The following is a 15276-nucleotide window of genomic DNA, read 5'->3' as shown; positions in this document are numbered from 1 at the left end:
CTGCCGAGAGGAAAATCCAGATGACGTATTGTGTGGGCATGATGCTCGACAAGGGACTCGTCCTGATGAGCGATACGCGCACCAATTCCGGCGTCGACAATATCTCGGTCTTTCGCAAGATGTTCACCTGGAACGTCCCGGGCGAGCGGATCATCACGCTGCTGACGGCCGGCAATCTGGCCAGCACGCAGGCGGTCATCAGCCAGCTCGAGGAACGGATGAAGGAACCGGACGAGCGGGACAACATCATCCTCAAATCGCCGACCATGTTCCAGGTCGCGACCGAAATCGGCAAGCTGCTGCGAACGATCATCGCGGAACGCCAGGATTCGAACGGGGTGAAGGGCAGGGGGCGCTTCACGGCGTCGATCATCGTCGCAGGGCAGATTGCCGGCATGGAGCCGCGGCTGTTCATGGTCTACCCCGAAGGCAACTTCATCGAGGCGAGCCGGGACACCCCGTTCTTCCAGATCGGCGAGACCAAATACGGCCGACCGATCATCATCCGCGGCTATGATCCGGAAATGAGCATGGAAGATGCGGTGAAACTGCTGATGGTCAGTTTCGATTCCACGCTGAAGGCGAACCTTTCGGTCGGTTTGCCGCTGGACCTGCAGGTGATCGAACGCAACGGGTTCAAACCGAAGCACGAACATCGCATCACGCATGACGATCCGTACTTCCAGGCGATCTCTTCGAGCTGGGGCGACGCGCTCAAAAACGCTTTTCACTCCCTGCCGGATTACAGCTTTTACCGAGAAGATTAACGAAAACAGGGTTTTACTATAGCGTATCGACTAGGTAAAATTACCCAATCAGGGGTCTTTGGCCTCGGTAATAATCCGCACCCGTAATATTACGGATATACGGTCGGTGCCGGATTCCCTCACCTCGTCAATCATGAACGAACGGCATACGGTACATATCGTAGGTGGTAATAGCAGATGCAGGGCGGAGCAGGCTCATCTGATTTACAGTCTTGGGCTTCATTCCGAAATCTATGCTAATGTCGCCGAGCTCATGGAGCGTCCCCCTCAATCGGGCATAGTCCTGGCCTATGACGATCCGGAGGGCGAAAGCGCTGCGCACGTCCTCAAGGCGTTGTCAGACCAAGGGTACTGGATCCCTGTCATAGCAACGCCCCAGGAACCGCGACCGACCCATGTTGTGGAAGCGATCAAGGCGGGCGTTCTGGACTATATGAAGCTGCCACTGCGCGGCGAAAGGGTCACCCAAGCGATTTCGCGCACCTTGACCGATGCCGACAATCACGTGATGGCGCGGCGAAGAATTGCGGAAGCGCGCGACAGGATCGCCAACCTGTCTCCGCGCGAGAGGCAGGTGCTCGACTGGTTGACCGAAGGGTGCAGCAACAAGGTCATTGCGCGCGAGCTCCATATCAGTCCGCGCACGGTGGAAATCCACCGGGCCAACATGATGACGAAGCTCGATGCCGATCATCTGGCCAAGGCAGTGAAGCTGTTTTTCGAAGCGCGGCTGGGTGACGATCCAACACCAGAGATCGGGGCCAACGCGGCCTAACGGCAGAAACTTCCTGTTCCGTGCTCCAGATGGAAGTGGTCGTGATGCGCCCGATTGTAATCGGGACCCAGTACGGTGCCGAAGCGCTTGCACGCACTTTTATGGATGACCTGCAGGAATTCGCGTTCCTGGCGCGAGGCATTCCAGCCCGATAATACCGAAATACGGCGTCCATCGGCCAGGACGAAAGCGGATACATCGATCGCTTCGGCGCGCGAATGGGCGCTCAAACGGCCGGTTCCGGCGACATTGCGGCAGGAGTAGCTGCCCATGGTTTCGATGCGAACCAGCGGGCTGCCAAGGATCTGGCGTGCTGCACGATCGACTCCGTACCGCGCCCAAGCGGCAAAGGTATTGGCGAGCGGACAGGCCACAGCGCCCAGATTGGTAACAGTAAATTCGCCCCGGTCGCCGCCGACGCCCTGCAGGCTCACGCTGTTCGTGGTCGAGCAGCCAGCTCCGTAAAACCTGTCCGTCAAAGGAGAGAAGCGCGACCCCGTCTGCCCCAATTCGGCCTGGCACTGGCGAACTTCGGGTCGCGCAACCGCAACAGGGACGGACCCTGCCTGCCGCGCGACCCGTTCAATCGGCTTGGAACCAGGTACTGCGCCGCAACCCGTCAGGGCCAGAAGGAGAAAGGCTAAGAAGGCAGGCTGCAATCGCATCGAGGAATGTATTTCCCAGACATGGTTAATTTCGTCCTAACGGACTTTGAAAAGAGATGCACCGAAGCGCCGCAAGTGTAGAAATTCGGCAACGCAAACACGCAGCCATGCTATTGCGAATGATTATCATTGCCAATCCGTCCATGAGTTCGTAACGGGCGGGGCGTGAGCCGCACGACTATCCGAATCTGGTATCTGATCCATAAATGGAGCAGCCTCATCCCGACGGCGTTCCTGCTCATGTTGTGCGTGAGCGGACTGCCGCTGATCTTTCACGACGAGATGGATGCCGCCATGGGCTTCGATACGGAGAAATCGCTGTCGGGCGTCGCTTCGTCGGAAGGCGGACTACCGCTGGATACGATGCTGGACCGCGCCCTGGCGGAACGTCCCGGTGAAGTCCCTCTGTTCATGGCGTTCAGTCAGGACAGCCCGCTGCTGACCGTTACGACCGGTCCGGCGCCGGATGCGGCAAGCGGTGACATGCATCTCCAATTTCTCGATCGCGTTACAGGCGAAGCGCTGGGGCCTGCGCCGGTCAATCCGCTGCTCGACTTTCTGCTGCAACTGCATACGGACATGTTTCTCGGCCTGCCCGGGATGCTTTTTCTCGGCGTAATGGGCATCAGCTTCATCGTCGCCCTGATATCCGGCACGGTACTGTATGCACCATTCATGCGCCGACTGCGGTTCGGCACGCTGCGCACGCGACGCAGCCTGCGCGTCAAACGGCTCGATCGGCATAATTTCCTTGGTATCGTAACGCTGGTCTGGGCGCTCGTCGTAGGCGCGACGGGTGCGATCAATGCCTTTGCCGATCCGCTGACGGACGCGTGGCGCAATGGCGAAATTGCGGAAATGACGGCCGCCTATGCCAGTTCGCAGCCCTTGGCGCCCGCAGATTACGGTTCGATCGACAAGGCCATGGCTGCGGCGCAGGACGCGCTGCCCGGTCGTAACCCGCAGTTCATCGGATTTCCCGGCGGATCGTGGAGTTCCGGTCATCACTATGCGATTTTCTTTCAGGGCGACCGCCCTGTCACGGAACACCTGCTGACCCCGGCGCTAGTCGATGCTGCGACGGGCGAACTCACGGATGCGCGGACCATGCCTGCAATCAATCAGGCACTGATGATGTCCAAGCCGCTCCACTTCGGCGATTATGGTGGCTTGCCGCTCAAAATCCTGTGGGCGCTGCTGACGCTGGCAACGATCTGGGTGCTTTGGACTGGCATCTTTCTGTGGCTACGCCGCCGCGGCGGGGAGATCGACCGCCGCGTCGATGAGATCGCCCTTGGTGCACGCAAGGAGATGCCCGCATGAGCCACAGGACGCGGCATCGTCAGAGCACTGCCACGGTGTTTCGCTGGCCGATTGCGATCGGCGTGGCTTCTATCGCCGGACTCGTACTCGGACTGACCGGCGATGGCGCGCGTGACCTTTTAGCCTGGATCCTGGTCGGCATTGCCCCGGCCGTCATTTTCGCGGCGCTGGTGCGCCGTACTTCCCGCTAGAACCGATGAAAGAACCAATGATGAAATTGCACCTCCTCCCGCTTCCGGCATTTGCCATTGCCGCGGTCATTGCTGCCCCTGCGCAGGCGCAGGAGGGGACGTCACAGGAAGTGATCGTCGTTTCCGCCCAGCGTGCCAATCAGACGGAAGTCATCTCGGGCGGAACGCTGGGAGTTCTGGGCGCCAAGGATGCTCTGGACGTTCCGTTCGTGGTGCGCACATTCGATGAAAGCCTGATCCTGAACCAGCAACCGCTGACATTGGGAGAGGTTCTGGAAAACGACCCTTCGATCCGGACTACCTACGCGTTCGGAAATGCAGCGGAACAGTTCGTGATCCGCGGTTTCCCGCTTTACGGCGACGATATCGGGATGAACGGTCTTTACGGCATCAGCCCGCGCCAGCTTATCGCGCCCGAGCTGTATTCGGGTGTTCAGGTGCTGAACGGGGCGAACGCATTTCTGAATGGCGCGGCGCCGGGCGGAACCGGGATCGGCGGCAATGTGAGCCTGCAGCTGAAGCGTGCAGGTGACAGCCCGCTGACGCGCGTCACGGCAAGCTATCTGTCCGATAGCCATTTCGGCGGCAGCGCAGACATTGCCCGCCGGTTTGGCGAAAATGACCAGTTCGGTGTGCGGGTCAACGGTGCCTATCGCAGCGGCGATGTCGCAGTGAACGACGAGTTTCGCCGCACAATCGTTGGCGGCGTATCGTTCGACTGGACTACCGATAATCTGCGGGTCACGCTGGATGGCGCCTATCAGCGTTATGAGGTGAACCATCTTCGCCCGCAGGTAGTGATCGGCAACGGCGCAATTCCCAAAGTGCCCGAGGCGGATCTCAATTATGGTCCGTCTTTCGCCCGTACCGAGCTGCAGGACATTTTCGGCCTTGCCCGCATCGAATACGATGTAGCCGACAATGCCATGCTTTATGTCAGTGGCGGCGCGCTGGATGGCAATGAAGAGGGCACTTACGGCGGGATCACCATAACCGATGCCGAAACGGGTGCTGGCACGATCGGCCCGTCCATCATTCCCGCGCGCATCAACAATGAGGCAGTGGAAGCGGGGCTGCGCGTCAAACTGGGCGAGGCCGTGACGCACGAAATCAACTTCGGCGGCAATATCAACTGGCAGCAATTCCGTACCGCCTTCGATTTCCGCGCGGGGTACGACACCAATCTTTACGACCCTGTGGACGCGCCCATTTCCCCTGTCAGCACTTTTGCCAGCGGGGATCTGGACGATCCAAAGCTCAATTCGCGATCGGTTCAGCTTAGCGCATTTGCTTCCGACACCATCGGTTTCTGGAACGATCGCATCCTGTTGACGGGCGGGTTGCGGCTTCAGGAAATCACGCAGAAGAACTACGACGTTGCGACCGGCGACTTCACGGGCCGGCTCAGCACCTCGGCGATCACCCCGGTTGTCGGCCTGGTGGTCAAGCCGGCCGAGCGGATTTCGCTGTTCGCCAACCGCATCGAGGGGCTGCAACCTGGCGCCCGCGCGCCTGTCAGCGGCATCGATCCGGACAATCCCGGATCGGGAGAATTGCCGGTTACAAATGGTGGACAGGCGCTCGCACCGGCGCGATCCGTGCAATATGAAGTCGGCGGAAAGATCGGGCTGGACCGTGTACAGGCGAGCCTTGCGCTATTCACGATCGAACAGCCCAGCAGCTATCTCGCGGTTGATCCCGACGTGCCGGGGCAGCTGCGGTTCGGCCGATATGGGGAGCAGCGCAACCGTGGGATCGAGCTGTTCTTTACGGTCCAGCCGACAGATGGACTGCGCCTGATAGCCGGCGGGTCGGTGGTCGATGCGAAGCTCAAGCGTACCCCTGGAGGCGTGAACGAAGGCAACGATGCGCTGGGTGTGCCCGACTACACCCTGAACGCCAATGTCGAATGGGACGTGCCCTTCGTGCCCGGTTTCACCTTGACCGGACGCGCTATCCATACGGGTGAGCAGGCTGCAAACGTGACCAATACCAGCTATCTGGACGACTGGACCACGCTCGACCTCGGAGCCCGCTATGTGCTTGCAGCGGGCGGCGCGCCGATCACCCTGCGCTTCGGCGTCGACAATGTGACCGACGAACGGTTCTGGAGCTCGTCATACAGTGCGTTCGCATCGGGAGACACGGCGCGGCTGCTGCAGGGGCGCCCGCGTACCTTCCGGGGATCGGTCTCGATCGACTTCTAAGGTTGCCGGAAAGGGAAGGCCGGCGCGGGATCAGTACCCGCTGGCCTGCCCATCCTTGCGCATTTCGGTTGCGCCGGTCAGCACGCCGGTTTCGGGATCGCGGGCGATTGCCTGATATCCGCCGAACATGATGCCGTTGTCGATCACTTCGACCTTGTGGCCCATGGCCTGCAACCGCTCCACCGTTTCGGCAGGAATGCCGGGTTCGACGAACAGGGTGCCGAGCGGGTCGGCAAAGGGACCGTTCAGCGCCTCTGTCGGCTGTGGGCCACCATCGTGGTTGAAGCGCGCGGCATCGCCTGCTTCTTGCAGGTTCATGCCGTAATCGACGATGTTGACGAGTACCTGCACATGGCCCTGCGGCTGCATGCCGCCGCCCATCAGGCCAAGGGTCATGTAGGGCTGGCCATCCTTCTTCACGAACGCCGGGATGATCGTCTGGAAGGGGCGCTTTCCGGGTTCGTAGGCATTGGGATGCGCCGGATCGAGGCTGAATAGTTCGCCGCGATCCTGGAACATGAAGCCGGTGCCGGGCGCAACCAGCCCGCCGCCCATGCCGCGATAGTTCGACTGGATAAGGCTGACCATCATGCCATCGCCGTCCACCACTGTCATGTAGGTGGTATCGCCTTCACCCTCAAGCTTCGGCTCGCCCGGTCCGAATTCCGGAGTGGCACGAGCCGGATCGATGAGTCCGAACCGCTCCGCACCGTATTCGTCCGATAGCAAGGCCTGCGGGAACGGGCTGAAATCCGGATCGGCGTAGAAACGTGCAACGTCAGCGTAAGCGAGGCGCTTCGCTTCCACGAGATAGTGCATCGCTTCAGGACTGCCACGCTCCCACTGCGACAGGTCGATATTCTTGAGAATGTTGACCATCTGCAAAGCAGCAAAGCCCTGGCTGTTCGGTGGCAGTTCGCACAGTTCGTAGCCATCCTTGTATTCCGCACAGGCAGGCTCGACCCACTCGCTGTGATGGGAGGCGAAATCATCGCGGGTGAAGGCGCTGCCCTGAGCCTGGAGATAGTCCACCATGACATCGGTGAGCGCACCATCGTAATAGGCGTCACGCCCCTCGCGGGCGATGGTCTCGAGCGTATTGGCAAGGTCGGGGTTGCGGAAAATCTCACCAGCCTCGGGGGCGCCGTCGGCGAACCAGACCTTGCGCGCATTGGAGAAATCGAATTCATCCTCGCGCGCGGAATAGGCCTTGAACGCCCGGTCGAGATACATGCCGATGACCGGGGCGATGGGGTGACCTTCGCGGGCATACCGTATGGCAGGTGCAAGGTTATCGGCCATCGGACGCTTGCCGAACCGGTCGTGCATGGCAAACCACGCATCAACCGTGCCCGGAATGGTAATCGGCAATGCGCCATAGGGAGGCAGGGCGTCGGCGCCGTTCAGTTTCTGTTTGAGCTGGTCGAGCGTCTGGCCCTTGGGGCTGCGGCCCGAACCGTTGATGCCGTAAAGCTTTCCGCTCTTGGGATCATAGATGATCGCGAACAGATCGCCGCCTATGCCGTTGCCGGTGGGTTCCATCAGGCCGAGCGCGGCATTGGCGGCAATCGCCGCATCGACCGCGTTGCCGCCATCCTTGAGAACGTCGAGCGCGACTTGCGTGGCAAGGGGATGCGCGGTGGCCGCCATGCCATGCTGTGCGATTACCGGACTGCGCGACCAGTTCGCGCCGACCGGACGGCCGCCGGCGCCAATCTGCTGTTCGACAGAGGGCTTATCCGCGGAGACCTGCGCGGTGGCAGGGCTCACGGTCAGGGCAAGGGCGGCAGCGCCGGCCAGTAACGCTTTCATATTCGTCTCCTCCGTTTGGGAGACGTGTGAAGAAAGCGTGTCAGGCTGGCAAGGGGCGGTCGGTCGTTCCCGACGTTGCCTTGCTCACCATGACGATTGCAATCCAGGCGGCAATGAAGCCGGGCACGATCTCGTACAGGCCCTGATCCATTCCCGGCAGGGCCGAATTCCAGCCGAGCGCGATCCAGGCCATGACAACGGCAGCACCGGTAACGAGACCGGCGACTGCACCCGTGCCCGTCATGCGATCCCACGTCAGCGACAGGATGATAAGCGGGCCGAACGCCGCGCCGAAGCCGGCCCATGCGTTGGAAACGAGGCCGAGCACCTCGCTCTCGGGGTCGCTGGCTATGATGATGGCCGCGATCGCCACGAGAGCGACGCAGATGCGCCCCACATTCACGCTCTCACGTTCGGAGGCATTCTTGCGGAAGAAGAGCTTGTAGAAATCCTCGGTCAGCGAACTGGAGGCGACCAGCAACTGGGAGGAAATCGTCGACATGATGGCTGCCAGTAGCGCAGCGAGAAGGAAGCCGGTCACCAGTGGATGGAACAATAGGTTCGCCAGGACGATGAAGATCGTTTCGGGATCTTCGACGACAATGCCATTGCGCTGCGTAAAGGCGCGGCCCGCGATCCCGATGCCGATGGAGCCGAGCAGGGCTACGCCCATCCACGTCATGCCGATGTTACGAGCGGGCCGAACCTTCGCCACCGTATCGATTGCCATGAAGCGCACGATAATATGCGGCTGACCGAAGTAGCCAAGACCCCAGGTTACAGCGCTGATGAAGCCAAGAACGGTCAGGCCGTTGGTAAGACTGAGAAAGCCTTCAACAGGAACCTGCGTGAGCGAACCGCCCGCACTGCCACCTTCGCCGAACATCACGACCAGGGGCATTACAACCAGCGCGACGACCATGATGAGGCCCTGGACGAAGTCCGTCAGGCTCACCGCCAGGAAACCGCCAACCATGGTGTAGGCAAGCACGACCAGCGCCGTGATCCAGATGCCCAACATGTAATCGGACATGCCCACATCGCCGAACAGTCCTGCAAAGCTCGTTTCGAACAGCTTGCCGCCACCGACAAGTCCTGCGGCGGTATATACCGCGAAGAAGACCACCACGATCAAAGCCGACACGACCCGCAGCGCCACGGCCCTGTCTGGGAAGCGATTGGCGAGGAATTCCGGAATGGTCAGCGCATTGCCATAGCTCTCGGTCTGTTCGCGCAGACGCGGCGCCACGATGAACCAATTGGCCAGTGCGCCGATGAAAAGACCGATGCCGATCCATGCTTCGACCAGGCCGCTGGCATACAGCGCGCCGGGTAGGCCGAGCAGCAACCAGCCGCTCATGTCCGAAGCGCCAGCCGAAAGCGCAGCAACTGCAGGGTGCAGATTGCGACCGGCGAGGAGATACCCTTCGCTGGTGTCGGTGGAGCGTTTCCAGGCCCACAGACCGATCGCGATCATGAGAATAAAATATAAGGCGAGTGAAATATATGTTCCCGTTGGCATGGGTGCGCCCTTTAACAGAACCGCGGACCAATGGCCACTGCACGGGTTTCGGGTGGAAAACCGCCGCTGTGCGTCATCGATACCGCGCCGATGCGAAAACCCGAGTGTGACTTGAAAGCGACACTTCAGAAAAGCTGCATTTAGCAAGGGAACGCGGGCCAGCCTCGGGCGTCTGTGTTGCAACAGGGTCAAACAGTTACAGGGTTTCTCAATGAAAAAATCGACACTTCTGGCAACCGCCGTTCTGGCGGGCGCAATCGCTCAGCCTGCCTTCGCGCAGGACAGCAATCCGGACTACTTCAACGGCGTCTATGTCGGCGGCACGCTCAGCGTCGAATCCATCGACGATGGCAAGGACGAAGGTCTGGCTTTCGACACCGACGGCGACGGTGAATACAACGATGTCGTGCGCACCATTACCGGTGCAGATGCGTTCTCTCCCGGTCTGTGCAACGGTCGGCCGAATGCTGGTCCGGCTACGCCGACCTGCAGCGACGACGAACAGGAACTGGGCTACGCCATCAAGATCGGTATGGACCGTCGCATTGGCGACATGTTCGTAGCCGGTGTGGTGCTGGAGGGTTCGAAGTCGAACGCTACCGATTACACCACCGGGTTCAGCACGACGCCTGCGAGCTACACCATTGCCCGTGAGATCGATTATGCTGGCGCTCTTCGCGCACGCCTCGGTATCTCGCCCGGTGATGGCCGCGGTCTTCTCTACGCCACCGGTGGTGTGACGTATGGCCGGATCGATCACGAATTCACCACGACCAACACTGCCAACAGCTTCACCCCGGTGAACGGCGATGAGTGGCTGTGGGGTGCACAGTACGGCGCAGGTGCAGAAATCTACCTGACCGACAGCATCAGCCTGAACGTGGAATACCTTCGTACCCACTTCGAAAAGGACGATTATTACGTTGTAGTCGGCGCCGGTTCGGCTCCTGCAACCAACCCGTTCCTGCTCGACTCGGGCGAAACGAACCTGCGTTCGACCGGACGTCAGCTCGAAGTGAACTCGTTCCGTGCGGGTCTCAACTTCCGCTTCTGATCCAGGTCACAAGCTAAAATAGAAAGGGCGGTCGCATCGCTGCGGCCGCCCTTTTTGTATGCCCGATTTGCTGCTGCCGCCGCGCTACTTTCCGTAGCCGATGCCGGCGGCAGCGTCGGCGAAGAGCTTAGCTCTGCGCTGCGCGCTTGGCGCGCTTGCGTTCATGCGGATCGAGGATCGCCTTGCGCAGGCGAATGCTCTCGGGCGTGACTTCGACCATTTCGTCGTCATCGATATAGGCGATGGCCTGTTCCAGCGTCATGACGCGGGGAGGAGTCAGGCGGATGGCGTCGTCTTTGCCGGTCGAACGGAAGTTCGTGAGCTGCTTCGACTTCATCGGGTTCACTTCGAGATCGTCCGGCTTGGCATTTTCGCCGATGATCATGCCTTCATAGATCTTGGCGCCGCCACGGATGAACAATTCGCCGCGGTCTTCCAGAGCGTTAAGCGCATAGGGGACTGCTTCACCCGGGACCATCGAGATAAGCACGCCGTTCTGGCGTCCTTCGATGGGGCCGCGATAGGTATCGTACTTCTCGAACAGGCGGTTCATGATGCCCGTGCCGCGCGTGTCGGACAGGAATTCGCCGTGGTAACCGATGAGGCCGCGGCTGGGAGCGGAGAAGGTGATGCGCGTCTTGCCCTGGCCCGACGGGCGCATCTCGGTAAGCTCTGCCTTGCGGCGCTGCATCTTCTCGACGACGGTACCGGAGTGTTCGTCGTCCACGTCGATGACGACCGTCTCGAACGGTTCCATGCGCTGACCATTCTCGGTGCGGAACAGCACGCGTGGGCGGCTGATGCCGAGTTCGAACCCTTCGCGGCGCATCGTCTCGATGAGCACGCCGAGCTGGAGTTCGCCGCGACCGGCGACTTCGAAACTGTCTTTGTCTTCGCTTTCCGTGATGCGGATGGCGACATTGGTTTCCGCTTCGCGGTAAAGGCGATCGCGGATCATGCGGCTGGTGACCTTGCTGCCTTCGCGACCGGCGAGGGGGCTGTCATTGACCGAGAACTGCATGGCGAGCGTGGGCGGATCGATCGGCTGGGCTTCGATCGGCGTCTTTACGCTCGGATCTGCGACGGTGTTCGACACCGTGGCCTTTTCCAGACCTGCAAGAGCGATGATGTCGCCCGCTTCGGCGCTATCGACCGGTACGCGGTCGAGGCCATCGAAGCTCAGCAGCTTCGTCGCGCGGCCGACTTCGATCACATTGCCCTGTGAATCGAGCGCATGGATCGGATCGTTGACATTCAATTTGCCCGACTGAACGCGTCCGGTCAGAACACGGCCCATGAAATTGTCGCGGTCGAGCAGAGTGGCGAGGAAGCTGAAAGGCGCTTCCGCATCGAGGCCCGGCGCGGGTACGTGATCGACGATCAACTGGAACAGCGGTTCTAGATTGCCGTCGCGGGCGTGTTCGTCATCGCTGGCATAACCATCGCGACCCGAAGCCCACAGGCTGGGGAAATCGAGCTGGTCGTCATTGGCATCGAGCGAAGCGAAGAGGTCGAAGACTTCGTCGAGGACTTCTTGGGGACGCGCATCGCCACGGTCGATCTTGTTGACCACGACGATCGGACGCAGACCGAGGGCGAGTGCCTTGCCGGTAACGAACTTGGTCTGCGGCATCGGGCCTTCGGCGCTGTCGACCAGCAGGATGACGCCATCGACCATCGAAAGGATACGCTCGACCTCGGCGCCGAAGTCGGCGTGGCCCGGGGTATCGACGATATTGATGCGCTTTCCGTTCCACTCGACGCTGGTGCACTTTGCAAGGATCGTGATCCCGCGTTCTTTTTCCAGGTCGTTCGAATCCATCGCGCGTTCTTCCACGCGCTGGTTTTCGCGGAAGGTGCCGGACTGGCGGAAAAGCTGATCGACAAGAGTGGTCTTGCCATGGTCGACGTGGGCGATGATCGCCACGTTGCGCAGGTCGCGGGACATGAAGTGTGCTTTCGATTAGGGTGCCGTAGCGTCAACGCCCAGTGGCACTGCTTGTTTCGGTCGCGCCCCTAGCGGAGATGCTGCAATGCGGCAAGGTGTTGCGGTGTAGCGCGAAAGGCACAGTCGTCGAGTCAGCTATGGCGTTGGTCCGCTAAATGCTTGAGAGGGCGGGGGAGTCTGGTAGTTGCGCCCTTGCATGCGCGCATTTTGGGAGCCGCGCAGCGGACCAAGATACGTCTTGAGAGAAGAGGACCTTTCATGAAATTCACCGCTTTCGGCCGCACCGCGACCGTCCGTACCGTCATGCTTGCAGGGGTAGCTGCTGTTGCGATCCCGGCGAGCGTTTCGGCACAAGATACAGATCTGGAGGAGGTCCAGCAGCAGACCGACAGCGACGGCGACAACATCCCCGATGCTGCCGATGCCTCGACCGGCAATGTCATCATCGTTACCGCCACCAAGCGCGAGCAGACCCTGCAGGAAACGCCCGTCTCGGTCAGCGTGACCAGCGGCGAAACGCTGGAGCGTGCGGAAATCCGCGACTTGCAGGACCTTCAGACGGTTGCCCCGTCGCTGCGCGTCAGCCAGCTCCAGAGTTCGGCAAACACCACCTTCATCATTCGCGGCTTTGGCAACGGCGCCAACAACGTCGGTATTGAACCGTCCGTCGGCGTATTCATCGACGGCGTCTATCGTTCGCGCTCGGCATCCTCGATCAACGACCTCGCCAATGTGAGCCGCATCGAAGTGCTGCGCGGACCGCAGAACACGCTGTTCGGCAAGAACGCCAGCGCCGGCGTCATCTCGGTCGTTACCCGTGAGCCGCAGTTCGAGTTCGGCGGTTCGGCCAGCTTCACCTACGGCAATTTTGACCAGATCGTCGCCAAGGCCGACATTACCGGCCCGCTTACGGACTCGATCGCTTTCTCTCTCGACGGTACCTACAACAAGCGCGACGGTTTCGTCGACGTCGTGAACCTCGATGAAAAGATCAATGAACGCGATCGCTACGTCGTTCGCGGCCAGCTGCTGTTCGACAATGGTGGCCCGCTTAGGATTCGCGCGATCGGCGACTATTCCAAGATCGACGAACTGTGCTGCTATGCCGGCAACGTTCTTGCCGGTCCGACCGTCCCGCTGCTGTTCGCCGTTGGCGGCCAGCTGGCAGTTGAAGACGTGTTTTCCGACCGTGCCTTCCTCGACACGCTGCCGGTCAACGACATCGAGAACTATGGCGGTTCGGTCCAGGCCGACCTCGACCTCGGCTCTTTGACGCTGACGTCGATCACGGCCTATCGCGAACTGCGCGCGTTCAACCAGCAGGACGTGGACTTCTCCAGCGCGGCCGTGGTCAGCGAGTTCCGCAACCAGGCGGTCGACACCTTCACGCAGGAACTGCGCGTCGCGTCCGACTTCGACGGTCCGGTGAACTTCCTGCTCGGTGGCTATTACTTCAACGAGAAGGCAAAGCAGAACAGCGGTCTCGACAATGGCGAAGATGCACGCGCGTTCTTCGATCTGCTGGCAGGTGGCGGCACTCCCGGGACGCTGTCCTTCGTTGAATCGCAGCTCGGCATTCCGGTCGGCGCTACCTTCGCAGAAGGTCCTTCGACCCGAGAATTCTTCACGCTCGATAACGAATCCTACTCGGTCTTCGGCCAGGTCGATTTCGAAGTGACGGATCGCCTGACCCTCACCGCCGGCTTCAACTACACCGACGACAAGAAGGATTTCTCGCTCCGTCAGGATTCCTTCGATCCGCTGGCGAATGTGAACTTCGTCGATGCTGTCATCGTTGGCGGTATCGCGCAGGCGCTGCAGATCCCCACCTCGCAGGTGACGCCCGGCGTGATCCAGCAGTTCGCTGCTGCCCAGCCGGCCGGCTTCCAGCAGATCGCAACGATTGCGACCACGCCGTGCTCGGCCGGTTCGCCGCCGCCCGCCTGTAACCAGTTGCTCCCCCTCCAGGCGCTGCAGTTCCTGCCGCCGTTCCTGGCGGTGCCCAACGCAGTAGAGCCGGGTAGGACGAATGATGACAATCTGAGCTACACGCTTCGTGTGGCTTACGATGTCAGCGATCGCCTGAATGCCTATTTCACCTATGCGACGGGCTTCAAGGCCAGCTCGGTCAACCTGTCACGCGACAGCCGCCCGACCAACGCCGATTACACGCCTGGTCCTTTCGGTTCGACCATCCTCGCGCCATCTTCGCCGATCCGCGATGCCGGTATTGCGGTGCCGAACCTTTCTACTGGTTCGCGCTTCGCGGCTCCGGAGGAATCGGAAGTTTACGAAGTGGGCCTCAAGGCCGATTTCGACCGGATGGCCTTCAACCTGGCATTGTTCGATCAGACCATCGACGGTTTCCAGTCGAACGCCTTCACCGGCACAGGTTTCGCGCTGGTCAACGCCGGATCGCAGTCGGTCCGTGGTTTCGAATTCGATTCGACGCTCACGCCGATCGATCCGCTCGTGTTCACCTTCGCACTGACCTATTTGGATTCGAAGTATGACAGCTTCCCCGGATCGGTCGTTGGTGACCTTTCCGGACAGCAGGTCGCCGGTGTTCCGGAATTCACCATTGCGACTTCGGCAACCTACACGCACGAGTTCGGCAATACGGGCAATCTGCTGATTGGCCGCCTGGACTACTATCACGAGAGCAATACTCAGATCCTCGACGGCGTACCGGACGCTCCGGATCCGATCGCCCTTGCGCGCAACTATCGCCGCGAAGTGAATCAGGTGAACGGGTCGCTGACCCTCGCGCTCGAAAACGGGTTCGAAATCAGCGGTTTTGTCCGTAATCTGACCAATCAGCGCTATCTGTCGCAGATATTCCCGGGTGTTGCACAGCCGGGTACGATCTCGGGCTATCCCAACCAGCCGCGCACCTATGGCGCCACGGTTCGCTATCGCTTCTGATCGCAAGAAAAATTGGAATGGAGAAGGGGGCCCGCGCGGCCCCCTTTTTCTTTTGTCCCATTTCGGCACAGCATATACGCATTACGC

General features: G+C 60.6%; 11 protein-coding genes. 7 read left to right on the top strand and 4 right to left on the bottom strand.

Annotated elements, in window-relative coordinates; genetic code table 11:
* The first annotated feature begins 20 nt into the window (after window positions 1-20).
* Both AC13F2_RS16070 and AC13F2_RS16065 read left to right on the top strand, forming a co-directional pair.
* Window positions 21-767: a proteasome-type protease gene (locus AC13F2_RS16070; RefSeq protein WP_103024294.1), complete on the top strand. Its 747-nt coding sequence runs from the start codon at window positions 21-23 to the stop codon at window positions 765-767.
* Between the two features lie 106 nt (window positions 768-873).
* Window positions 874-1542 (top strand): response regulator transcription factor, encoded by a 669-nt coding sequence (locus tag AC13F2_RS16065; protein ID WP_482964853.1) that lies wholly within the window; start codon window positions 874-876, stop codon window positions 1540-1542.
* Here the strand turns inward: AC13F2_RS16065 and AC13F2_RS16060 are convergent.
* Window positions 1539-2207 (bottom strand): extensin family protein, encoded by a 669-nt coding sequence (locus AC13F2_RS16060; RefSeq protein WP_482964854.1) that lies wholly within the window; start codon window positions 2205-2207, stop codon window positions 1539-1541. The two genes, AC13F2_RS16065 and AC13F2_RS16060, sit on opposite strands and share 4 nt — an antisense overlap.
* Window positions 2208-2372: 165 nt before the next feature.
* Here AC13F2_RS16060 and AC13F2_RS16055 point away from each other — a divergent pair, with 165 nt between their 5' ends.
* From AC13F2_RS16055 to AC13F2_RS16045, 3 genes are read left to right on the top strand one after another with little or no spacing between them, the layout of a single operon-like run.
* A complete protein-coding gene (locus tag AC13F2_RS16055) occupies window positions 2373-3530 on the top strand; it encodes a PepSY-associated TM helix domain-containing protein (RefSeq protein ID WP_482964855.1) in 1158 nt (385 codons plus the stop codon).
* Entirely contained in the window at window positions 3527-3721 is a 195-nt protein-coding gene (locus tag AC13F2_RS16050) for a hypothetical protein (protein WP_103024298.1), read from the top strand. Before AC13F2_RS16055 ends, AC13F2_RS16050 begins: the two co-directional genes overlap by 4 nt.
* A gap of 20 nt (window positions 3722-3741) precedes the next feature.
* On the top strand, window positions 3742-5928 hold the full coding sequence (locus AC13F2_RS16045; RefSeq protein ID WP_482964856.1) for a TonB-dependent receptor: 2187 nt from the start codon (window positions 3742-3744) through the stop codon (window positions 5926-5928).
* Between the two features lie 30 nt (window positions 5929-5958).
* Here the strand turns inward: AC13F2_RS16045 and ggt are convergent, their stop codons facing one another.
* Both ggt and putP read right to left on the bottom strand, forming a co-directional pair.
* Window positions 5959-7740, bottom strand: a complete 1782-nt coding sequence (gene ggt / locus AC13F2_RS16040) for a gamma-glutamyltransferase (RefSeq protein WP_482964857.1) — start codon at window positions 7738-7740, stop codon at window positions 5959-5961.
* A gap of 40 nt (window positions 7741-7780) precedes the next feature.
* Entirely contained in the window at window positions 7781-9262 is a 1482-nt protein-coding gene (gene putP / locus AC13F2_RS16035) for a sodium/proline symporter PutP (RefSeq protein WP_482964858.1), read from the bottom strand.
* 211 nt (window positions 9263-9473) lie between these two features.
* Between putP and AC13F2_RS16030 the strand changes: the two genes are divergently transcribed.
* Entirely contained in the window at window positions 9474-10316 is an 843-nt protein-coding gene (locus AC13F2_RS16030; protein WP_103024302.1) for an outer membrane protein, read from the top strand.
* A gap of 127 nt (window positions 10317-10443) precedes the next feature.
* Here AC13F2_RS16030 and typA read toward each other — a convergent pair whose 3' ends face one another.
* The gene (gene typA, locus AC13F2_RS16025; protein WP_482964859.1) at window positions 10444-12264 is read right to left on the bottom strand and encodes a translational GTPase TypA; all 1821 of its coding nucleotides are present in this window, start codon (window positions 12262-12264) and stop codon (window positions 10444-10446) included.
* Between the two features lie 258 nt (window positions 12265-12522).
* Here typA and AC13F2_RS16020 point away from each other — a divergent pair, with 258 nt between their 5' ends.
* Window positions 12523-15189, top strand: a complete 2667-nt coding sequence (locus tag AC13F2_RS16020) for a TonB-dependent receptor (RefSeq protein ID WP_482964860.1) — start codon at window positions 12523-12525, stop codon at window positions 15187-15189.
* The last annotated feature ends 87 nt before the right edge of the window (window positions 15190-15276 follow it).

This window comes from Qipengyuania sp. L-5Y, assembly GCF_056859455.1.
The sequence above is the reverse complement of the archived record's forward strand: the minus strand, read 5'-3'. Positions and strand labels throughout refer to the sequence as shown.